18 protein-coding genes are annotated in these 19,939 nt (G+C 68.5%); 11 read left to right on the forward strand and 7 right to left on the reverse strand.

Annotation, left to right across the window (positions count from 1 at the left end):
• Nucleotides 1–12 precede the first annotated feature (12 nt).
• The gene (locus GXN78_RS19730; protein ID WP_106555129.1) at nt 13–1,029 is read right to left on the reverse strand and encodes a 1-aminocyclopropane-1-carboxylate deaminase; all 1,017 of its coding nucleotides are present in this window, start codon (nt 1,027–1,029) and stop codon (nt 13–15) included.
• 127 nt (nt 1,030–1,156) lie between these two features.
• Between GXN78_RS19730 and GXN78_RS19735 the strand changes: the two genes are divergently transcribed.
• Complete coding sequence (locus GXN78_RS19735; protein ID WP_106555064.1) at nt 1,157–1,675, forward strand: Lrp/AsnC family transcriptional regulator; 519 nt, start codon at nt 1,157–1,159, stop codon at nt 1,673–1,675.
• Here the strand turns inward: GXN78_RS19735 and GXN78_RS19740 are convergent.
• The 3 genes from GXN78_RS19740 to GXN78_RS19750 all read right to left on the reverse strand — a co-directional run bounded on the left by GXN78_RS19740 (nt 1,638) and on the right by GXN78_RS19750 (nt 4,199).
• A complete protein-coding gene (locus GXN78_RS19740; RefSeq protein WP_164255561.1) occupies nt 1,638–2,063 on the reverse strand; it encodes a hypothetical protein in 426 nt (141 codons plus the stop codon). The genes GXN78_RS19735 and GXN78_RS19740 overlap by 38 nt on opposite strands.
• Nucleotides 2,036–2,518 (reverse strand): hypothetical protein, encoded by a 483-nt coding sequence (locus GXN78_RS19745; RefSeq protein ID WP_146162981.1) that lies wholly within the window; start codon nt 2,516–2,518, stop codon nt 2,036–2,038. The genes GXN78_RS19740 and GXN78_RS19745 overlap by 28 nt, the downstream gene beginning before the upstream one ends.
• Nucleotides 2,519–2,609: 91 nt before the next feature.
• Complete coding sequence (locus tag GXN78_RS19750) at nt 2,610–4,199, reverse strand: phospholipase D family protein (protein WP_106555062.1); 1,590 nt, start codon at nt 4,197–4,199, stop codon at nt 2,610–2,612.
• Between the two features lie 214 nt (nt 4,200–4,413).
• Between GXN78_RS19750 and GXN78_RS19755 the strand changes: the two genes are divergently transcribed.
• From GXN78_RS19755 to GXN78_RS19775, 5 genes are all read left to right on the forward strand, one after another.
• Entirely contained in the window at nt 4,414–6,462 is a 2,049-nt protein-coding gene (locus GXN78_RS19755) for a TonB-dependent siderophore receptor (protein WP_239142772.1), read from the forward strand.
• 18 nt (nt 6,463–6,480) lie between these two features.
• Nucleotides 6,481–7,671 (forward strand): PepSY domain-containing protein, encoded by a 1,191-nt coding sequence (locus GXN78_RS19760; RefSeq protein WP_106555060.1) that lies wholly within the window; start codon nt 6,481–6,483, stop codon nt 7,669–7,671.
• Nucleotides 7,668–7,862 (forward strand): hypothetical protein, encoded by a 195-nt coding sequence (locus tag GXN78_RS19765; protein ID WP_106555059.1) that lies wholly within the window; start codon nt 7,668–7,670, stop codon nt 7,860–7,862. The genes GXN78_RS19760 and GXN78_RS19765 overlap by 4 nt, the downstream gene beginning before the upstream one ends.
• 74 nt (nt 7,863–7,936) lie before the next feature.
• On the forward strand, nt 7,937–10,054 hold the full coding sequence (locus tag GXN78_RS19770; protein ID WP_106555058.1) for a TonB-dependent receptor: 2,118 nt from the start codon (nt 7,937–7,939) through the stop codon (nt 10,052–10,054).
• 28 nt (nt 10,055–10,082) lie between these two features.
• Entirely contained in the window at nt 10,083–10,736 is a 654-nt protein-coding gene (locus GXN78_RS19775; RefSeq protein WP_106555057.1) for a phosphoribosyltransferase, read from the forward strand.
• Nucleotides 10,737–10,746: 10 nt separating this feature from the next.
• Here the strand turns inward: GXN78_RS19775 and metK are convergent, their stop codons facing one another.
• Complete coding sequence (metK, locus tag GXN78_RS19780; RefSeq protein WP_106555056.1) at nt 10,747–11,928, reverse strand: methionine adenosyltransferase; 1,182 nt, start codon at nt 11,926–11,928, stop codon at nt 10,747–10,749.
• A 183-nt stretch (nt 11,929–12,111) separates the two neighbouring features.
• On the opposite strand from metK, the gene GXN78_RS19785 reads away from it, so the two are divergent.
• Together GXN78_RS19785 and GXN78_RS19790 are read left to right on the forward strand one after the other, a co-directional pair.
• Complete coding sequence (locus GXN78_RS19785; protein ID WP_106555127.1) at nt 12,112–13,005, forward strand: lysophospholipid acyltransferase family protein; 894 nt, start codon at nt 12,112–12,114, stop codon at nt 13,003–13,005.
• Nucleotides 13,002–13,886 (forward strand): lipid A biosynthesis acyltransferase, encoded by an 885-nt coding sequence (locus GXN78_RS19790; RefSeq protein WP_106555055.1) that lies wholly within the window; start codon nt 13,002–13,004, stop codon nt 13,884–13,886. Before GXN78_RS19785 ends, GXN78_RS19790 begins: the two co-directional genes overlap by 4 nt.
• On the opposite strand, the gene GXN78_RS19795 is transcribed toward GXN78_RS19790, so the two are convergent.
• Nucleotides 13,880–14,794 carry an alpha/beta hydrolase gene (locus GXN78_RS19795; RefSeq protein ID WP_106555054.1) on the reverse strand — a complete coding sequence of 305 codons (915 nt, stop codon included), beginning with the start codon at nt 14,792–14,794 and terminating at the stop codon, nt 13,880–13,882. The genes GXN78_RS19790 and GXN78_RS19795 overlap by 7 nt on opposite strands.
• A complete protein-coding gene (gene yihA / locus GXN78_RS19800) occupies nt 14,791–15,528 on the reverse strand; it encodes a ribosome biogenesis GTP-binding protein YihA/YsxC (protein ID WP_106555053.1) in 738 nt (245 codons plus the stop codon). Before yihA ends, GXN78_RS19795 begins: the two co-directional genes overlap by 4 nt.
• A gap of 72 nt (nt 15,529–15,600) precedes the next feature.
• Between yihA and GXN78_RS19805 the strand changes: the two genes are divergently transcribed.
• From GXN78_RS19805 to ccsB, 3 genes are all read left to right on the forward strand, one after another.
• Complete coding sequence (locus tag GXN78_RS19805) at nt 15,601–16,278, forward strand: c-type cytochrome (RefSeq protein WP_106555052.1); 678 nt, start codon at nt 15,601–15,603, stop codon at nt 16,276–16,278.
• A 103-nt stretch (nt 16,279–16,381) separates the two neighbouring features.
• Nucleotides 16,382–18,517, forward strand: coding sequence for a cytochrome c biogenesis protein ResB (locus tag GXN78_RS19810; protein WP_106555051.1), 2,136 nt, complete (start codon nt 16,382–16,384; stop codon nt 18,515–18,517).
• Nucleotides 18,514–19,830, forward strand: coding sequence for a c-type cytochrome biogenesis protein CcsB (ccsB, locus tag GXN78_RS19815; protein ID WP_106555050.1), 1,317 nt, complete (start codon nt 18,514–18,516; stop codon nt 19,828–19,830). Before GXN78_RS19810 ends, ccsB begins: the two co-directional genes overlap by 4 nt.
• Nucleotides 19,831–19,939 lie beyond the last annotated feature (109 nt).

Raw genomic sequence — 19,939 nt, forward strand, 5'->3', positions numbered from 1 at the left:
AGTGAGCGCACCTCAGCCGTTGCGGAACAGGAAGCTGTAGGCATTCAGCGCCGGCACGCCACCCAGGTGCGCATAGAGCACCTTCGAGCCGGGCTCGAACTCCCCGCGGCGCACCTTGTCGATCATCCCGTGCATGGACTTGCCCTCGTACACCGGGTCGGTCAGCATGCCTTCCTGGCGCGCGCACAGGCGGATGGCTTCCAGCGTACCCTCGTTGGGCAGGCCGTATTCGGGGCCGCCGTAGCGGGTGTCGAGCACCACGTCCTCGTCCTTGATGTCCTGGCCCAGTTCCACCAGTGCGGCGGTGTTGCGCGCAATGCGCAGGATCTGTTCGCGCGTCTGCTCCGGCTTGGCGGATGCGTCGATGCCGATGACCCGTTGCGCGCGCCCGTCGGCCGCGAAGCCGACCACCATGCCGGCCTGCGTGCTGCCGGTGACGGAGCAGACCACGATGTAGTCGAACTTGAAGCCGAGCGCGGCCTCCTGTTCGCGCACCTCCTCGGCGAAGCCGACGAAGCCCAGGCCGCCGTAGGGATGCTCGGAGCAGCCCGCGGGGATGGGGAAGGGTTTGCCTCCGGCGCTGCGCACGTCTTCCATGGCCTGCTCCCAGCTCGGCCGAATGCCGATGTCGAAGCCGGCCGCGTCCAGCCGCACGTCGGCGCCCAGGATGCGCGACATCTCGATGTTGCCCACGCGGTCGTAGACGGCGTCCGAGTAGTTGACCCAGTTCTCCTGCACCAGCACGCACTTCATGCCCAGGTGGGCCGCGACGGCGGCGACCTGGCGCGTCTGGTTGGACTGGATGCCGCCGATGGACACCAGCGTGTCGCAGCCCTGCGCGAGCGCCTCGGGGATCAGGTACTCCAGCTTGCGCGTCTTGTTGCCGCCGAAGGCCAGGCCGCTGTTGCAATCCTCGCGCTTGGCGTAGAGCTCGACCTTGCCGCCCAGGTGCGCGCTCAGGCGCTTCAGCGGCTGGATCGGCGACGGGCCGAAGGTCAGGGGATGGCGGGGGAAGCGCTTCAGTTGCATGGCGGTGATCCTCGATGTGGTGACGACTGCATCGTAGGAAAAAGGCGCGTTCACAGGGTTGCGAATATCGATCCACTCACGCACGATCGAGCATCGACGATCGATTCATGAAGGGTCTAATTGCACAATGTCCACATCCCGTGCAACAAAAGTTCGTCCTCGCCCTGAGGCGCCTGGCTCGCCCTCGCCCGCGCTCGATCGCACCGACAAGGCGATCCTGCGGGCGCTGCAAACCGACGCGTCCATCTCCAACGTGGCGCTGGCCGACAAGGTCCACCTGAGCCCGCCGGCCTGCCTGCGCCGGGTCGATCGCCTCAAGCGCGCGGGGCTGATCGATGCGACCGTGGCGCTGCTGAATCCCCAGGCGCTCGGCGCCGGCATGCTGGTGATGATCGGCGTGGTGCTCGACCGCTCGACGCCGGAGTCCTTCAGCGCCTTCGAGAAGGCGGCGGCGAAGATCTCCGGCTGCATGGAATGCCATGTCGTGACCGGCGAGTTCGACTACTTCATGCTCGTGCGCACGCGCGACGGCGAGAGCTTCAACCGCCTGCACGCAGAGCAACTGCTCTACCTGCCGGGCGTGCGGCAGATCCGGTCCTTCATCGTGCTCAAGCAGGTGCTCTCGACGACGCAGATCCCCCTGTGATCAGGAACACCTTCACCACCTCGTCCAGTCCGGCCGCCTGCTCGCGCAGCGACTGGGAGGCAGCGGCCGACTGCTCGACCAGGCCGGCGTTCTGCTGCGTCATCTCGTCGAGCCGGGCGATGGCCTGGTTCACCTGGCCGATGCTGTCGCCCTGCCCGGCGGTGGAGGCATTGAGCTCGGCCATCAGCCCGGTCACGCGCTCGACGGCGGAGACGGCGGGCGAGCGCGCTTCCAGCGCCGCGCCGTCCAGTGCCAGACGCTCGCCCTGGTCCAGGCGGCTCACCAGCTGCAGCAGCTCATGGCCCTGGACTGCGTCGCGGCGCATGCGCTCGCCGATCACGATCTCGAAGCCGGTCTGCACTACGACGTAGCCCGCGTGCAGGAGCACGATGGCGAAGTCCGGCTCGGTGGTGCAGTAGACCGGAAGCCCAGGGCCTGCAGCCGGTCGAAGGCGATGTGGTGCAGGGCGATGGCGCCGGCACCGATGGCCAGCGGCTTCCAGTCGCGGTAGAGCAGCAGGAAGGCGAGGGTGACGAAGACGCCGAAATGGTATTCGATGCGCCCCATGCCGAGCTGGATCTGCAGGGCGACCGCGCCCATCAGCAGCACCGGGAAGGCACAGCGCGCGAGCAGGGTGCCGCGCGCAGCCGTGTAGAGCAGCAGCCCGGCGGCCAGGAGCATGCCCGCGCACGCGAGCGCCAGCCCCGCAAGGCCCTGAACGAAGCCGAGGGCGACCGCGACCAGGCAGCCCAGGGCGAGCGCGCCCATCATCCAGGTGTCGGCCTGGCGGCGCAGGCCATGCAGGTCCAACGAGGCCGAAGCCTTCGAACGAGAAATATCCATCTTCGATCTTCGCAACGTGGGCGAGCAGGGCAGGCCGCCTCCGGGCAGAGGCAGCCTTGTCTGATGGATATCGGCGAGCGGGCGGGTTTTTTTAGAGCTGGTCCGTCGGGACGAACCATGAGAACAACAGCAGCTGCAAGCGCGTGAGGAGACTCGAGTCGGGCTCGTCGTCGAGCACCTCGTTCACCTCGTCGCCGGTGCCCACCCATTGCACGTTCCGGCCGTCGGGCTTGAGGACCACGCGGTAGACGCCTTCCAGATGGTCCAGCGAATAGGCGAACAGCAGGGCCTGCGCGAGCTCGAAGCTGCGCACCTTCACGCCGAACTCGGTGTTGAGCCGCTCCGAGCGGGGGTCGAGGTTCATCGAGCCCAGCAGCACCCATTCGCGGTCGAGGAGGGCCAGCTTGGCATGCAGCCGACCGCGCGCCTGGCGCAGCAGGCGGCGCATCTGCGCGCTGCGCTTGAGCTGGCGGGTGCTGACCTCGAGCAGCTCCACGCCTTCCTGCAGCATCGCGACGCGGTAGCGGTTGTAGTTGATGTTGACCAGCGGCTCGTCGCTGTCGGCCAGCGAGTTGGTGACCACCGTGATGCGGATGCCGCGCGCGCGGGCGGCGCGGATGCGCGCCATGCCTTCGTCGCCGGGAATGAAATAGGGCGATATCACCAGCACCTGCGATTGCGCCGTATTGCCCAGCGTCGTGTGGAACTGCTGGGCCAGCGTCCAGGTGCCGGGCGGGCGGGTGCCCAGCGCCTTGTTGGGGCTGTCGGCGAGCGCGTGGGCGTCGGCGCGCATCCAGTGCAGCTCGCCGCGGGCCAGCTGCGCGGCCAGGCGCGGCTCGCCGAAGACGTCGGTGTCGGGCGGCGCCTCGGGCCGCGGCGCCTCGCGCTCGGAGGTGGCGGCGTCGAAGGCGGCAACCAGCGCTTCCTGGGGCTGCGCCGAGCGCACCACCCGCTGCAGCGGATAGACCACGTCGCTGTTCCAGTAGCTGTCGAAGAAGCGCGCGGACTCGGGCACCACCGGGCCGGCCATCAGCAGCTCGAAGTCGATGAAGTTCGCGAGCTCGCTGCGCAGGAAGTACTCGTCCGCCAGGTTGCGGCCGCCCGCGATCGCGAGGGCGCCATCGGCGATGAACAGCTTGTTGTGCATGCGGTGGTTGAGCCGCCGGAAGTCGGTAAAGAAGTCGAGCCAGCGCGTGGCCATGTGCTCGCGCCCGTTCGCGAAGGGATTGAAGAGGCGCACCTGCGCCTTCGGTTCGGCCGCCAGCGCCAGCAGCAGGGGGTCGAGGCCGGCGGTGTAGAAGTCGTCCAGCAGCAGGCGCACGCGCACGCCGCGGCGGGCCGCGTCGCGCAGCTCGCGCAGGATCAGCCGGCCGGTCTTGTCGTTGCCGAGCTGGTAGGTCTGCACGTCCAGCGAAGCCTGGGCGCGGCGAATCAGCTCGAGCCTGGCGTCCAGGGCGAAGTTGGCCTGCGGCAGCGGGCGCACGGCAGAGAGCGCGTCGGCCGCGCCGCGGATGGAGGCGGTCACGCGGCCGAGCTCGGTGGCCGTTGAGGCCGGGATCGCCGCCTCGGGCGCCAGCGCTTCGAGCGGCGGCAGGCTGGCGCAGCCGGCGGCAAAACAGGCGAGGGCGATCGCGGCGCAGCGCTGGAGCAACGGCAAGGTGCAGACAAGGACGGTGGCCATGGGAGTCATCGCGCTGCGCCGCAAGGAGGACGCATCGAAGCGCGTCGTAGTTGCGGCGGCAACGGCCAAAAACGCAGGCGAATCGAGGGGAAATGGTTTCAAAGTAGAACAATTAACTACTAGAATGCGAATCACTCTCAACAACAATTGGGTCGGAGAATTGACTTCCAGCTTTTCCGGGCGGCGAAAGGCCGCATCGCTTTTGGCAGGGTACATGGCCATTACCGCTTCATCGACGGTGTTTGCGCAAACGAGCAGCGGCGGCGCTCTGCCCGAGGTGCGCGTCGATGCGAACGCGGAGAAAGAGACCGCCACCACCCCGGTGATCGGCTACCGTGCCAAGAACGCCGCCACCGCGACCAAGACCGACACCCCGCTGGCGGAGACGCCGCAGGCGGTAACGGTGGTCACGCGCGACCAGATCGTCGACCAGGGCGCCACCAACCTGCAGGACGCGCTCAACTACGCGGCCGGCGTTCGCTCCGACGCCTACGGCCTCGATGCGCGCACCGACTCGGTCCGCGTGCGCGGCGCCTATCCCGACGTCTACCTCGACGGCCTGCGCCAGGCCTACGGCTACTACACCAGCACCACCCGCACCGAGCCCTACACGCTGGAGCGCCTCGAAGTGCTGCGCGGGCCCTCGGGCATGCTGTTCGGGTCGGGCACCGCGGCCGGCATCGTCAACATGGTGAGCAAGCGGCCGCTGCAGGAGGCCCAGCGTGAAGTGGGCGTGCAGCTGGGCAGCTGGAACCGCCGCCAGCTCCAGGCCGACCTGACCGGCCCGCTGACGGCCGACGGCCAGTGGTCGTACCGCCTGATCGCGGTCGCGCGCGAGGCCGATACCCAGGTCGACTTCGTGCCGGACGACCGCCGGCTTATCGCGCCCTCGCTGACCTGGCGCCCGAATGCGGCCACCTCGCTCACGCTGCAAGGCCTCTACCAGAAGGACAAGAGCGGCACGACCTCGCAGTTCTTCCCGTGGGAGGGCACGATCCTGCCGAACCCGAACGGCCGCCTGCCGACCCGCCGCTTCATCGGCGAGCCCGGCGACCATTACGACAGCGAGCGCAAGACCTTCGGCTGGCTGTTCGAGCACAAGTTCAACGAGAACTTCACCTTCCGCCAGAACTTCCGCCACTCGGAGAACGAGAACGACAACAGCTACCACTACGGCGATTCCTTCTCGATCGCCGGCGGCTGGGGCGCTGACCCGATCTTCAAGCGCCGCATCGGCCGCTTCCTCGACAGCTACCTCACGCGCAACCGCATCGACACGCTGGACAACCATCTCGAAAGCCATTTCGCCACCGGCGCGCTGAAGCACACGCTGCTGATCGGCGCCGACTACTCGCACCAGCGCGAGAACGTCTGGGGCGCCACCACCTACAGCGAGATCGACGCCTATGCACCGCTGTACGGCAACAGGGTCGAGCCCGAGCGCGTGGCGTTCCCCCGTACCAAGCAGCGCGCGACCGGCGTCTACATTCAGGACCAGATCAAGCTGGACCGCTGGAACTTCATCGCCGGCCTGCGGCGCGACCGTGTGGTCTCGGGCGCCGAGGGCGGCGAGGACGCCACGAACAGCGCGACCAGCAAGCGTTTCGGCGTGCTCTACGCCTTCCCCTCCGGCTGGTCGCCTTACGTCAGCTACGCCGAATCCTTCACGCCCCAGTCGCCGCAGCAAGGACAGGTGTTCAGGCCCCTGCAAGGCGAGCAGTGGGAGGTCGGCGTGAAGTACGAGCCGGTCGGGCGCAGCATGGCATTCAGCGCCGCCGCGTACGACCTGCGCGAGAAGAATCAGATCGCACAGCCGATCCCCAACGTCTATACGCAGCTCGGCCAGACCAAGACCCGCGGCCTCGAGCTCGAGGCCAGGGGCTCGATCACGCCCAACCTCGACGTGACGGCGCACTACAACTACACCGACCTCGACCCGCAGATCGAAGGCCTGCCGCGCCACCAGGCCGCGGTGTGGACCAAGTACCGCTTCGCGATCGCAGGCGTGCCGGGCTTCTCGGCCGGCGCGGGCGTGCGCTACATGGGCTCCTTCCGCGACGTGTCCTTCGGCGGCTACGGCCCCCGCATCCCCAGCGTGACGCTGCTGGACCTGGTGTTCGCCTACGAGACCGCGAAGTGGCGCTATGCGCTCAACATCAACAACGCGACGGACAAGGAGTATTTCAGCACCTGCCTCGCGCGCGGCGACTGCTGGTGGGGCACGCGCCGCAACGTCGTGGCCAGCGCCACCTACCGCTTCTAGACCCGAGGAATCCCCGCGATGAGCAACAGCCGAAGAATCAAGGCCTGGGCCTGGGTGCACAAGTGGAGCAGTCTGATCTGCACGGTCTTCATGCTGCTGCTGTGCATCACCGGGCTGCCGCTGATCTTCCACCACGAGATCGGCCACCTGCTGGGCACCGAGGTCGACGCGCCGAAGATGCCGGCCGGCACGCCGCGCGCCAGCCTCGACCGCGTGATCGCGACGGCGCATGCGCTGCATCCCGAGCGCGTGGTGCAGTTCGTGTCGCAGCCCGAGGACGACGACGGCCTCTGGTTCGTCACCCTCACGCCCACGCCGGCGCCCACCGACGACTTCAAGTCGGTGGCGGTCGACGCGCGCACCGGCCAGGTGCTGGCGCAGCCCAAGTTCGACGAGGGCTTCATGTGGGTGATGCTCAAGCTGCACGTGGACCTGTTCGCCGGCCTGCCCGGCAAGCTGTTCCTGGGCTTCATGGGCCTGCTGCTGCTGGTGGCCATCGTCAGCGGTGTGGTGCTCTACGCGCCCTTCATGCGCAAGCTGGACTTCGGCACCGTGCGGCGCGAGCGCCGGCCGCGCCTCAAGTGGCTGGACCTGCACAACCTGCTGGGCATCGTGACCTTGGTGTGGGCCTTCACGGTGGGCGCCACCGGCATGATCAACACCTGGGCCGACCTGGTGATCAAGTATTGGCAGTACGACCAGCTGAGCGCGCTGCTTGCTCCCTACAAGGGCCAGCCCGAGACGCCGAAGGCCGAGCGCGGCTCGGTGCAGCGCTCGCTCGATGTTGCGCTCGAGCGCGCGCCGGGGATGAAGGTCAGCTTCATCGCCTTCCCGGGCACGGCCTTCTCGAGCCCGCACCACAACACGGTCTTCCTGCGCGGCAACGAGCCTTTCACCTCGCGCCTGCTGCAGCCGGTGCTGGTCGATGCCAAGACTGCCCAGGTGACTGCCAGTCCGCAACTGCCCTGGTATCTCACGGCCCTGCTGGTCTCGCAGCCGCTGCACTTCGGCGACTACGGCGGCATGCCGATGCAGATCCTCTGGGCGCTGCTGGACATCGCCACCATCATCGTGCTGGGCAGCGGCCTCTACTTGTGGCTCAAGCGCGGCAAGGCCGTGCCTGCCGCGGCGCCAGGGGAAGCTTCCGCCAAGGGCGCGCCGGCGGCGCCGATCGCGCGGCCGGCCGTGACCGCCAAGGCGGGGTCATGACGAAGGTGCGCCATTCTTTCTGGCACCTGTGGGGCTGGCCGATCGTGCTGGGTGTGCTCACCTCCGTCGGACTGGTGTCGGCGCTGTTCAGCGACGGCGGCCTGGGCGATGCGGTGGCCTGGGTCGCGCTCGGCATCCCCACGGTGATTGGCTTCTGGTACGGCTGGCGGCGCGTGCCGAGGCGTTCCTAGTTTCAATGGCGCGCCCTGCGCCATAGGGTCTTGCCCGCCGCGGCGGGTCAGCGGGTGGCCGCAGAATCGCCGCGATGAAATCCCGCCTCGCCACGGCCGGCCTGCTCGCCGCCGCTTCCTGCGCCGCCCCTGCGCAGGACGCCCCATCCGCGCCCACGTTGCGGGAGGTCACCGTTTCCACCCCGCGTGGCGAAATTCGGCCTTTCGACGTGCCGGGTTCGGTCGACCGGGTCGAGGGCAGCGAAATGCGCGATGCGCGCCTGGGTGTGAACCTCTCCGAGAGCCTGGGCTCGGTGCCGGGGCTGCAGGTCCAGAACCGCCAGAACTATGCGCAGGACCTGCAGCTGTCCATCCGCGGCTTCGGCGCGCGCTCCACCTTCGGCGTGCGTGGCGTGCGCCTGTACGTGGACGGCATCCCGGCCACGCTGCCCGATGGCCAGGGCCAGACTTCCAACATCGACATCGGCTCGGCCGACCGCGTCGAGATCCTGCGCGGGCCTTTCTCGGCGCTCTACGGCAATTCCTCGGGCGGCGTGGTGCAGGTCTTCACCGAGGACGGCGAGGGGCCGCCGACCCTGGGCTTCTCGGGGGCCGGCGGCAGCTTCGGCACCTGGCGCGTCGGCAGCAAGCTCGGCGGCTCCGCCGGCGCCGTCGACTACACCCTGAGCGCCAGCCGCTTCCACACCGACGGCTGGCGCGAGCACAGCGCGGCGGACCGCGAGATCCAGAACGGCAAGCTGGGCTTCCGGCTGGACGACGGCAGCAAGCTCACGCTCGTCTTCAACAGCGTGCATGTCTACGCCCAGGATCCGCTGGGGCTGTCGGTGCAGCAGTACGCCATCAACCCGCGGGGCGCCGACCTGGCGACGCAGTTCGACACGCGCAAGACGGTGGACCAGCAGCAGCTCGGCCTCAGCTACGAGCGCCGCATCGATGCGACCAACACGCTGCGCCTGATGGTCTACGGCGGCCAGCGCAGCACCGTGCAGTTCCAGTCCATCCCGCCCTCGGCGCAACTGAACCCGCTGCATGCCGGCGGGGTGATCGACCTGGCGCGCGATTACGGCGGCGTGGACCTGCGCTGGAGCGCGAAGCTGCAGTTGGCCGACCGGCCCTTCGACCTGGTCGCCGGCCTGGCCTACGACAACCTGCGCGAAGAGCGCCGCGGCTTCGAGAACTTCTTCGGCCGGGCCGCCGCGCCGCTGGCCCTGGGCGTGCAGGGCCGGCTGCGCCGCGACGAGCGCAACGAAGTGCGCAATCTCGATCCCTATGTGCAGGGCAGCTGGCGCTTTGCCGACGCATGGACGCTGGAAGCCGGCCTGCGCCGCAGCAACGTGCGCTTTTCTTCGCACGACCTCTACATCGGAGGCCCCAACCGCGACGACAGCGGCAGCGCGCGCTACGGCAAGACCCTGCCGGTGGCCTCGCTGCGCTACCAGGCCACGTCCGACCTGGCGCTCTACGCTTCGGCCGGGCGCGGCTTCGAGACGCCCACGCTCAACGAGCTGTCCTACCGGCCCGACGGCATCGGCGGGCTCAACTTCGGACTGCAGCCTTCGGTTAACACCAGCGTCGAGGTCGGCGCCAAGGCGCGCCTGGCGGGCGGCCTGCTCACCGCGGCCCTGTTCCAAACCCGCACGCGCGACGAGATCGTGACCAACACCAACGTCGGCGGCCGTTCCACCTTCCAGAACGCCGGCCGCACGAAGCGCGACGGCTTCGAGCTTGCCTGGCAGCACGAGACCGCCGATCACTGGCGCACGCAGCTGGCCTACACCTGGCTCGACGCGCGCTACCGCGATGCCTTCTGCTCGCCTTCGCCCTGCGGCACGGGCAGCACGGTGGCGGCGGGCAACCGCATCCCCGGCATTGCCGAGCACGCGCTCTACGCCTCCTTCGGCTGGGTGCCGCCCGAGGGCTGGCGCGCCGGCGCCGAGCTGCGCGCGCTCGGCCACATCGAAGCCAACGACCGCAACACCGCCGGCGCGCCGGGCTATGCGGTGGCGGCGCTTTACGCGGGCTACGTCAAGCGCTGGGCGCAATGGGACTTCAATGCCTTCCTGCGCGTGGACAACCTGTTCGACCGGCGCTACATCGGCTCGGTGATCGTCAACGAGGGCAATGCGCGCTACTTCGAGCCCGCCCCGGGGCGCAGCTGGACGCTCGGCATGGGAGCGGCGTATCGTTTCTGAGTTGCGACTGCCACGACGAGGAGCGCAAATGGCTCAGGTGGAATTCAGGGATCGACACGATGCGGGCCGGGTGCTCGCGAAGGCGCTGGCGGCCTGGCGCGGCCGGCCCGAGGTGGTGGTGCTGGCGCTGCCGCGCGGTGGCGTGCCGGTGGCCTGGGAGGTCGCCCAGGCCTTGGAGGCACCGCTCGACGTGCTGGTGGTGCGCAAGCTCGGCTTCCCCGGCCAGGAGGAACTCGCGATGGGCGCGATCGGGCCCGGCGGCGTGCGCGTGATGTCCGATATCCCGCGCATGTGGCCCGTGTCCGACGCCGAAGTGGAGAAGGTGGTCCAACGCGAGCAGGACGAGCTGGCGCGCCGCGAGCGGCTCTACCGCGGCGAGCGCGCCCCGCTGGCGCTGGCCGGGCGCATTGCCATCCTGGTCGACGACGGCCTCGCCACCGGCGCCAGCATGCATGCGGCCGCGCTCGCGGTGCGCGCGATGCAGCCGCAGCGGATCGTGGTGGCGGTCCCCGTCGGCTCGAGGGAGGCCGTGCAGCTGCTGAACACGGTGGCCGACGAGGTGGTCTGCGTCCACTTGCCCGAGCCCTTCCGTGCGGTCGGCCTCTGGTACGAGGACTTCGGGCAGACCAGCGACGAAGAGGTGCGCGGGCTGCTGCAGGGCGAGGGCGCCCAGCCCGATTGAAGGGGTGGGCTTACAGCCCGGCAGCGGCTCGCAGCGCCGCGGCCTTGCTCGTGTCTTCCCAGGTGAACTCCGGCTCTTCGCGGCCGAAGTGGCCGTAGGCCGCGGTCTTGCCGTAGATCGGGCGCAGCAGGTCCAGCATCTGGATGATGCCCTTGGGACGCAGGTCGAAATGCTCCTGCACCAGCTCCGCGAGCTTGGCATCGGAGATCACGCCGGTGCCTTCGGTGTAGACCGTCACGTTCATCGGGCGTGCCACGCCGATCGCGTAGGCGACCTGGATTTGGCACTGGCGCGCCAGGCCCGCGGCCACGATGTTCTTGGCCACGTAGCGCGCGGCATAGGCGGCCGAGCGGTCCACCTTGCTCGGGTCCTTGCCCGAGAAAGCGCCGCCGCCGTGCGGGCAGGCGCCGCCGTAGGTGTCGACGATGATCTTGCGGCCCGTCAGGCCGCAGTCGCCCTGCGGGCCGCCGATGACGAAGCGGCCGGTCGGGTTGATCAGGTACTTGGTGTCCTTCAGCCATTCCTTGGGGAGCACCGGCTTGATGATCTCCTCGATGATGGCTTCGTTGAACGAGGCCTTCATCTTGGTCGGCGTCTCGCTCTGGTCGGGGTGGTGCTGGGTGGAGAGCACCACGGTGTCGATGCTGTGCGGCTTGCCGTCCACGTAGCGCATGGTCACCTGGCTCTTGGCATCGGGGCGCAGGAAGGGCAGGCGGCCGTCCTTGCGCAGCTGGGCCTGGCGCTCGACCAGGCGGTGGGCGTAGTAGATCGGCGCGGGCATCAGCTCGGGCGTCTCGTCGCAGGCATAGCCGAACATCAGGCCCTGGTCGCCGGCGCCGGTGTTGAGGTGGTCGTCGCTCGCGTGGTCCACGCCCTGGGCGATGTCGTTGGACTGCTTGTCGTAGCAGACCATCACGGCGCAGCCCTTGTAGTCGATGCCGTAGTCGGTGTTGTCGTAGCCGATGCGCTTGATGGTGTCGCGCGCGACCTGGATGTAGTCGACATGTGCGTTGGTCGTGATCTCGCCGGCGAGCACCACGAGGCCGGTGTTGGTGAGCGTCTCGGCGGCCACGCGGCTGCGCGGGTCCTGGGCGAAGATCGCGTCGAGGATGGCATCCGAGATCTGGTCCGCGACCTTGTCGGGATGGCCTTCGGAGACCGATTCGGAAGTGAAGAGAAAGTCGTTCGCCATGTTGATGAAACTCCAAGCAGTTGAATAGGCGCGTTGCCAATCCATTTGGAGTGCGGCGAACGCTTTAGCAGTGATGTTTAACGTCGCCCTGCAAGTAGTTCCATAACTCAGCGACAATTTCGATTGTATTCGAGCCGCGCGATAGCCCGCGTGCGCGTCCTGGTATTCACCCCCTCCAACCGGATGATCCTTCTGTTTCGATTGCTCGCCCATGTGCCGCTGCGCTGGATGCATGCCGCCGGCCGCTGCCTGGGCTGGCTGGTGTGGTGGGGCTCGCCCACCTATCGCCAGCGCTTCAAGGACAACGCCGAGGGCGCCGGCTTCACGCCCGCGCAGTACCGCCCGGCCATCGGCGCCGCCGGCGCCATGGCGGCCGAGCTGCCCTGGCTGTGGGCCCGGCCGCAGGGCGAGAGCGTGCTGCCTCGCATCGTGCGATGGGAGGGTGCGGCCGAACTGGAGGCGGCGCTGGCGGCGCGCAAGGGCGTGATCGTCGCCTCGCCGCATGTCGGCTGCTGGGAGATCCTGGGGCAGGCGCTCGGCGAGCGCTTCGTCGACGCCTACGGCCCGATCACGGCCCTGTTCCGGCCAGCGCGCAAGAAATGGATGGCCGAGCTGATCGGTGCCGGCTCGCGCGAGCGGCGCGGCCTGCAGACGCTGCCCACCAGCGTCGCCGGCGTGCGCGGGTTGATTCGCACGTTGCGGGCGGGCGGCTACACCGGCATCCTGCCGGACCAGGTCCCGCCGCTGGGGCAGGGCGTCTGGGCGCCCTTCCTCGGCCGGCCGGCCTACACCATGACCCTGCTGCCTCGTCTGGCGCAGCAAACCGGGGCGCGCGTCTTCTTCGGCGTGTGCGAGCGGCTGCCGCGCGGCGCGGGCTATGCGATCCGTCTGATGCCTTTCGACGGCACCGCCCTGGGCGACCCGAAGGCCACGCCGGAAGCCGCTGCTGCCGCGATGAATGAGGGCATCGCGGCGCTGATCCGCGCGCTGCCGGGCCAGTACGTCTGGGACTACGCGCGCTACAAGCAGCCGCGCGGCGAAGCAGCCGCGGTGGCCGAGGCGGAGGCCGCGCGATGAGCGTGTTTTCCCGTCTCGGCATCGTCTTCATGCGCACCCTGGCCCATGTGCCGCTGCCGCTGGCGCGCGGCTTCGGCACCGCCCTGGGCCACGTGCTGCACGCCGTCGCCGCGCCGCGCCGGCGCGTGGTCGACGCCAACCTGGCGCTGTGCTTCCCGGACAAGTCGCCGGCCGAGCGGCGGCGCATCGCGCGCGAGACCTTCGTCTACGTGGCGCAGTCGTGGCTGGACCGCAGCTGGCTCTGGCATGCGCCCGAAGAAACCGTGGCCGCGCGGCTGCAGGTGAAGGGCTCGCCGGAGGAGATCGACGAGATCGCCAACGGCAAGGAGCCGATGATCCTCTTCGCGCCGCACTTCTACGGCCTCGATGCGGCGGCCACCGCGCTGACCATGCACACGGCGCGGCCCTCCACCACCATCTACACCACGCAGCGCGATCCGATGGTGGACGAGTGGATCCGCGAGGGCCGCAAGCGCTTCGGCAACGTGATCACGCTCAACCGGGTCGACGGCATCAAGCCGATCATTGCGGGGTTGCGCAAGGGCGGCCTGCTGTACCTGCTGCCCGACATGGACTTCGGCCGCGACCAGACCGTCTTCGTGCCCTTCTACGGCGTGCCGGCGGCCACCGTGCCCTCGCTATCGCGCTTCGCCCGGCTGGGGCGGGCCAAGGTGGTGCCGATCGTCTCGAAGCTCACGCCCACCGGCTACGAGATCGAGGTGTTGCCGGCCTGGCAGGACTTCCCGACCGAGGACGTGGTGGCCGACACAGCGCTGATGAACCAGCGCCTGCAGGGCTACATCGACACCATGCCCTCGCAGTACTACTGGGTGCACCGGCGCTTCAAGACGCGCCCCGAGGGCGCGGCGCCGGTCTACTGAGTCCGCTGCAGGAAGGCCTCGATCTCGCGCGCCACGAACTCCGGCTGCTCGTGCACGATCCAGTGTGTGGCGTCGGGCACTTTCTTCAGATCGAGCTTCGGCACGTAGTCCTCCAGGCCTTCGAGCAGCCCTGGCAGGAGCGCCGCGTCGTCCAGGGCCCAGAAGACGAAGGTGGGCACCTCCACCACCAGCCGCTCCCGTGGCAGCTCGGGGATCTCGGCGGGAGGCTTGCCGGGGATGGCCGGCTTCATCGGCGTCACGCGGTAGAGGTTCAAGGCGCCGGTGAGGCCGTGGTCCCACACCTCGCGGTACTTGGCCTTGATGTCCTCGGTCAGCCAGCCATAGCCCTCCGGCCCCGCCTTCATCTGCGTGAACGAGAGCCACATGCGCTTGTAGTCGTCGGCCGACATCAGCGCTTCGGCGTCGGGCCGCGCGAGGAAGTTCATGTAGGCGCTCGCGGCCTGCTGGGCCGGGTTGCTGCGCAGCTCGCGCATGAAGGTGCCCGGATGCGGCGAGTTGATGATGACCAGGCGGCCCAGCTTGTCGCCATGCTGGTTGCCGTAGCCCCAGCCGAAGGCGCCGCCCCAGTCGTGCGCGACCAGCACCTCGATGCGGCCATCGTCACGCTCGCTTTGGGCGAGCTGCTCGATGTCCTGGATCAGCAGGTGCGCGCGATAGGCCGACACCTCGGTGGGGGCGCTCGACTTCTCGAAGCCGCGCAGGTTCGGCGCCACGCAGCGGTATCCGCCGTGCTCCGGCTGGCTGAAATGCGCGAGCAGCTCGTCCCAGATGAACGCGGCTTCCGGAAAGCCGTGCAGGAACACCATCAAGGGGCGGCCGGGCTCGCCGGCAGCACGGCAGCTGAGCGTGGTGCCGTTGGGCAGTGCGCGGGCAAAGGTCTGGATCATGGCGGGCTGTCTCCTTCTTTCGGTTCTGCGGGCGGTTCGTCCTGCGGATGGGCCCAGCGCCACAGCAGTTCCGCCGCCTCGTCCACTCCCTGTTGTTTCAAGGCCGAGAACAGTTTGACCTCGCCGCCGCCGGCCTGCAGTCGCACGATGGACAGCGCCTTGGCGCCGTCCGAGCGCGTGAGCTTGTCGGCCTTGGTCAGCAGCACGAGGAACTTCAGGCCTTGCTCGACCCGCGGGCGGATCACTTCCAGCAGGATCTCGTCGAGCTCGGTGAGGCCGTGGCGCGGGTCGCACATCAGCACCACGCCGCGCAGGCTCTCGCGCGTCATCAGGTAGTTGCCCATGACGCGCTGCCAGCGCAGCTTGGCTTCGCGCGGCACGGCCGCGTAGCCGTAGCCCGGCAGGTCGGCCAGCACCGCGTCGTCCACTTTCTGCTTGCCGACACCGAACAGGTTGATGTGCTGGGTGCGGCCGGGCGTCTTGGAGGCGAAGGCCAGGCGGGTCTGCTGGGTGAGGGTGTTGATGGCGGTCGACTTGCCGGCGTTCGAGCGCCCGACGAAGGCGATCTCCGGCAACTCGAGGGAGGGCAGGTGCTCCAGCTGCGGTGCGCTGGTGAGGAAGTGGGCGGTATGCAGCCAGCCGCGTGCGATGCGGATGCGTTCGGCGGCCGCGCCGTCCACGGCAACTGCCGGGCGGGAGAAAGGGGCGGCCGGCTTGCGGCTCGGGGTGGTCATGGGTGGAGCCTCGGTTGCGGGGCGCCATTGTAGAATCGCGCGGTTTTGCGCCATAAATCCAGAGCCCCCGATATGAAGTTGTTTGCCCGTCTCCTGCTTGCAGCCCTCATGGGCGCCGCCGCCAGCGCCAGCTTCGCGGCCGACGATCCGGCAAGCAAGCCCGCTGCCGCCGCGGCCCCCGCCAAGGCCGCCAAGCCCGATCCGGCCAAGGGCGACACCATCTTCAACAACACCCCGGCCAACAGTCAGAGCTGCGCCTCGTGCCACAACGCCGACGGCAACTCGGCCATCGCGGCCAACCCCAAGCTGGCGCAACAGCACCCCGAATACATCCTCAAGCAGCTGCAGGACTTCAAGTCCGGCAAGCGCAAGAGCGCGATCATGAAGCCGCTGGCCGCGGCCCTGTCCGAAGAGGACATGCGCAACGTCGCCTGGTTCGTCGGCTCCAAGAAGGTCAAAACCGGCTTCTCGAAAGAGAAGGACCTGGTCGCCCTGGGCGAGAAGATCTACCGCGGCGGCATCGGCGAGCGCCAGATCCCCGCCTGCGCCGGCTGCCACAGCCCGAACGGCGCCGGTATCCCGGCCCAGTACCCGCGCCTGGGCGGCCAGCATGCCGACTACACCACGGTCCAGCTCAACCAGTTCCGCGACGGCACCCGCCAGAACAGCCTGCAGATGACCGGCGTGGCCGCCAAGCTCAACGACCGCGAGATCAAGGCCGTTTCCGACTACATAGCCGGCCTGCGTTGATGCCCCCGGCGCCAGCGTGAACTAACCGCCGATAAAAAACCCCAACAGGGCGGGCCGATCCAGCGAGGATGGCCCGCCTTTTTGCTTTCCACCGATCGCTTCCATGTCAGCAGTCTCCACCCACGGTCTACGCGTGCGCCGCGGTCCCCACGCGGTCCGCGCGGCGGTGGAACTGCTGTCGTCGATGCGCTTTGCGATCGCGCTGCTGACGGTCATCTGCATCGCCTCCATCATCGGCACCGTGCTCAAGCAGCGCGAGGCGGTCAACAATTACGTCAACCAGTTCGGCCCCTTCTGGGCCGAGGTGTTCCGCGCGGCGCAGCTCGATTCCATCTACAGCGCCTGGTGGTTCCTGCTGATCCTGGCCTTCCTGGTGATCAGCACCTCGCTGTGCATCGCGCGCAACACGCCGCGCATCCTTGCCGACCTGAAGAACTTCAAGGAGAGCATCCGCGTCCAGAGCCTGCGTGCCTTCGGCCAGCGCGCCGAGACCCGGCTCGACGAGTCGCCGGACGGCGCGGCCAACCGCATCGGACAGCTGCTCGCGGGCGGCGGCTGGAAGGTCAAGCTGCAGCACCGCGATGGCGACGGCTGGATGGTGGCTGCGCGCGCGGGCGGCGCCCACAAGCTCGGTTACATCGCGGCGCACGGCGCCATCGTGCTGGTGTGCCTGGGCGGCTTGCTCGACGGTGACCTCGTGGTGCGCGCCCAGACCTGGTTCAACGGCAAGAGCGTCTACACCGGCGGCGGGCTGATCGCCGATGTGGCGCCGCAGCATCGCCTGTCACCCAACAATCCCACCTTCCGCGGCAACATCCTCGTGCCCGAGGGCGGCCAGGGCAGCGTCGCCATCCTGAACCAGGCCGATGGCGTGCTGCTGCAGGACCTGCCCTTCTCCATCGAGCTGAAGAAGTTCATCGTCGACTACTACTCGACCGGCATGCCCAAGCTGTTCGCCAGCGAGGTGGTGCTGCATGACCGCGCGACCGGCCAGCAAGTGCCGGCGCGCATCGAGGTGAATCATCCGGCCAGCTACAAGGGCATCGAGATCTACCAGTCCAGCTTCGACGATGGCGGCTCCAGCGTGAAGCTCAAGGCCGTGCCGATGGCGGCCGCATCCAAGCCCTTCGAGATCGAGGGCATCATCGGCAACAGCTCGGAGATCACCAACGGCAGCGAGCGGCTGACGCTGGAGTACACGGCGCTGCGCGTGATCAACGTCGAGAACTTCGGCGATGCCGGCGCCATGACGAGCGGCGCCGACGTGCGCAAGGTCGACCTGCGCAACGACATCGAGTCGCGCCTGGGTGCGGCCAACAAGACCAACAAGCCCAAGGTGCTGCGCAACATCGGCCCGAGCATCGGCTACAAGCTGCGCGACGCCGCCGGCCAGGCCCGCGAGTACCAGAACTACATGGTGCCGGTCGATACCGGCGACGGCCAGCCGGTGTTCCTGCTCGGCATGCGCGAGCGGCCGGAGGAGCCCTTCCGCTATCTGCGCGTGCCGGCCGACGAGCAGGGCTCGATGGACGGCTTCGTGCGCATGCGCGCGGCCCTGGCCGACGCCGACATCCGCACGCGTGCCATCGAGCGCTACATCGCGCGCAGCATCGATCCCAAGCGGCCCGAGCTGGCCGGGCAGCTGCGCATCTCGGCCGGCCGCGCACTCGCGCTGTTCGCGGGCGCCGAGCGCGCCAAGGCCGACGCGGTGAGCAGCGGCGGCTGGCAGGCGATCGCCGAATTCATGGAGGCCAACGTGCCCGAGGCCGACCGGGAGCGGGCCGGCGCCGTGCTGGTGCGCATCCTCAACGACGTGCTGTTCGAGGTGCTGAACCTCAGCCGCGAGCAGGCAGGCTTGGCGGCGCTGCCGGCCGACGAGAAGGCACAGGCCTTCCTGACGCAGGCGGTGCTGGCCGCCAGCGACGCCTACTTCTACCCCGCGCCGGTGGCGATGATGATGACCGACTTCAAACAGGTGCAGGCCAGCGTGTTCCAGGTCGCCCGTGCCCCCGGCAAGAACATCGTCTACCTGGGCTGCCTGTTGCTGATCGTGGGCATTTTTGCCATGCTGTACGTCCGCGAGCGCAGGCTCTGGGTGTGGCTCGCGAAGGACGCGGGCGCCGGCGGCACGGCGGCCACCATGGCCTACTCGGTCAACCGCAAGACCATCGACAGCGACCGCGAATTCGAGCGCCTGAAAGACAGGCTGCTCGCCCTCAGGAAGGACAGTGGATCATGAACACCACCACCCTCACGCTCAACGAGAGCTGGTTCTCGCGCCGCAACGCCTTCGACTGGGTGTTCGCCGCGCTGGTCGTGGCCGGTGGCCTCTTCGCCTTCTCGCGCTATGCGGGCGCGATGGACATCTACGAGAAGGTCATCCTTTTGGCGACCGTGCCCTTCGCCATCTGGCTGGGCTGGTTCTGGCGGCCGCTGCGCGTGCTGGCCATCGTGGTGGCCGCGGCGGCGCTGCTGGGCATCGTCTCCTACCAGGGCGACCTGGCGCGCGCCGACACCGTGTTCTGGCTCAAGTACTTCCTGTCCAGCCAGTCGGCCATCCTCTGGATGAGCGTGCTCTTCTTCATGAGCACGCTGTTCTACTGGATCGGCTTCTTCGGCGGCCGTCAGGCCGACGCCATGGACCTGATCGGCTCGCGCCTGGCCTGGGCGGCGGTCACGATGGCGCTGATCGGCTCCATGGTGCGCTGGTACGAAAGCCACCAGCTGGGTCCGGACATCGGCCACATCCCGGTCAGCAACCTCTACGAAGTCTTCGTGCTGTTCTGCTGGCTGACGGCGGCCTTCTACCTGTACTTCGAATCGCGCTACGGCACGCGCGCGCTGGGCGCCTTCGTGATGCTGGTGGTGAGCGCCGCGGTCGGCTTCCTGCTCTGGTACACGCTGGTACGCGAGGCCCACGAGATCCAGCCGCTGGTGCCGGCCCTGCAAAGCTGGTGGATGAAGCTGCACGTGCCGGCCAACTTCATCGGCTACGGCACCTTCGCGCTGGCGGCAATGGTCGCCTTCGCCTACCTCATCAAGGAGCAGGCGCAGGAGACGCGCTGGTACAAGCTCACGCCGATGTGGCTCTTGGGCGTGGCGCTGTGCTTCGTGCCGGTGGCCTTCCGCCAGCGGGTGCAGGAGGCCGGCGGCAGCTACTGGTTCGTCTACGCGGCCATCTCGGCGCTGATCGCCGCCGGCATCCTGCTGGGCCGCAAGCGCATCGCGGCACGGCTGCCGGCCAACGAGGTGCTGGACGACGTGATGTACAAGTCCATCACCGTGGGCTTCGCCTTCTTCACCATCGCCACCGTGCTGGGTGCGCTGTGGGCGGCCGATGCCTGGGGCGGCTACTGGAGCTGGGACCCGAAGGAAACCTGGGCGCTGATCGTCTGGCTCAACTACGCGGCCTGGCTGCACATGCGCCTGGTCAAGGGCCTGCGCGGCACCGTGGCGGCCTGGTGGGCGCTGGGTGGGCTGGCGGTGACCACCTTCGCCTTCCTGGGCGTCAACATGTTCCTGAGCGGCCTGCACAGCTACGGGACCCTGTAGCGCGCGCCTGCCACGGGGCGGTGGCCGGGTGAAACCGATTGAACGCCCGGTGCGTAACCGAATCAGCATTGGGAACGAATAGATCCCAGTACGACAAAACACGCGAAAG

Source organism: Variovorax sp. WS11 (genome assembly GCF_010499245.1).
Lineage (GTDB): Bacteria > Pseudomonadota > Gammaproteobacteria > Burkholderiales > Burkholderiaceae_C > Variovorax.

What these genes read in the sequence shown, in the direction of transcription:
- GXN78_RS19730 (WP_106555129.1), bottom strand. Translation starts at nt 1,029, where the DNA reads ATGCAACTGAAGCGCTTCCCCCGCCATCCCCTGACCTTCGGCCCGTCG.
- GXN78_RS19735 (WP_106555064.1), top strand. Translation starts at nt 1,157, where the DNA reads ATGTCCACATCCCGTGCAACAAAAGTTCGTCCTCGCCCTGAGGCGCCT.
- GXN78_RS19745 (WP_146162981.1), bottom strand. Translation starts at nt 2,518, where the DNA reads ATGGATATTTCTCGTTCGAAGGCTTCGGCCTCGTTGGACCTGCATGGC.
- GXN78_RS19750 (WP_106555062.1), bottom strand. Translation starts at nt 4,199, where the DNA reads ATGGCCACCGTCCTTGTCTGCACCTTGCCGTTGCTCCAGCGCTGCGCC.
- GXN78_RS19755 (WP_239142772.1), top strand. Translation starts at nt 4,414, where the DNA reads ATGGCCATTACCGCTTCATCGACGGTGTTTGCGCAAACGAGCAGCGGC.
- GXN78_RS19760 (WP_106555060.1), top strand. Translation starts at nt 6,481, where the DNA reads ATGAGCAACAGCCGAAGAATCAAGGCCTGGGCCTGGGTGCACAAGTGG.
- GXN78_RS19765 (WP_106555059.1), top strand. Translation starts at nt 7,668, where the DNA reads ATGACGAAGGTGCGCCATTCTTTCTGGCACCTGTGGGGCTGGCCGATC.
- GXN78_RS19770 (WP_106555058.1), top strand. Translation starts at nt 7,937, where the DNA reads ATGAAATCCCGCCTCGCCACGGCCGGCCTGCTCGCCGCCGCTTCCTGC.
- GXN78_RS19775 (WP_106555057.1), top strand. Translation starts at nt 10,083, where the DNA reads ATGGCTCAGGTGGAATTCAGGGATCGACACGATGCGGGCCGGGTGCTC.
- metK (WP_106555056.1), bottom strand. Translation starts at nt 11,928, where the DNA reads ATGGCGAACGACTTTCTCTTCACTTCCGAATCGGTCTCCGAAGGCCAT.
- GXN78_RS19785 (WP_106555127.1), top strand. Translation starts at nt 12,112, where the DNA reads ATGATCCTTCTGTTTCGATTGCTCGCCCATGTGCCGCTGCGCTGGATG.
- GXN78_RS19790 (WP_106555055.1), top strand. Translation starts at nt 13,002, where the DNA reads ATGAGCGTGTTTTCCCGTCTCGGCATCGTCTTCATGCGCACCCTGGCC.
- GXN78_RS19795 (WP_106555054.1), bottom strand. Translation starts at nt 14,794, where the DNA reads ATGATCCAGACCTTTGCCCGCGCACTGCCCAACGGCACCACGCTCAGC.
- yihA (WP_106555053.1), bottom strand. Translation starts at nt 15,528, where the DNA reads ATGACCACCCCGAGCCGCAAGCCGGCCGCCCCTTTCTCCCGCCCGGCA.
- GXN78_RS19805 (WP_106555052.1), top strand. Translation starts at nt 15,601, where the DNA reads ATGAAGTTGTTTGCCCGTCTCCTGCTTGCAGCCCTCATGGGCGCCGCC.
- GXN78_RS19810 (WP_106555051.1), top strand. Translation starts at nt 16,382, where the DNA reads ATGTCAGCAGTCTCCACCCACGGTCTACGCGTGCGCCGCGGTCCCCAC.
- ccsB (WP_106555050.1), top strand. Translation starts at nt 18,514, where the DNA reads ATGAACACCACCACCCTCACGCTCAACGAGAGCTGGTTCTCGCGCCGC.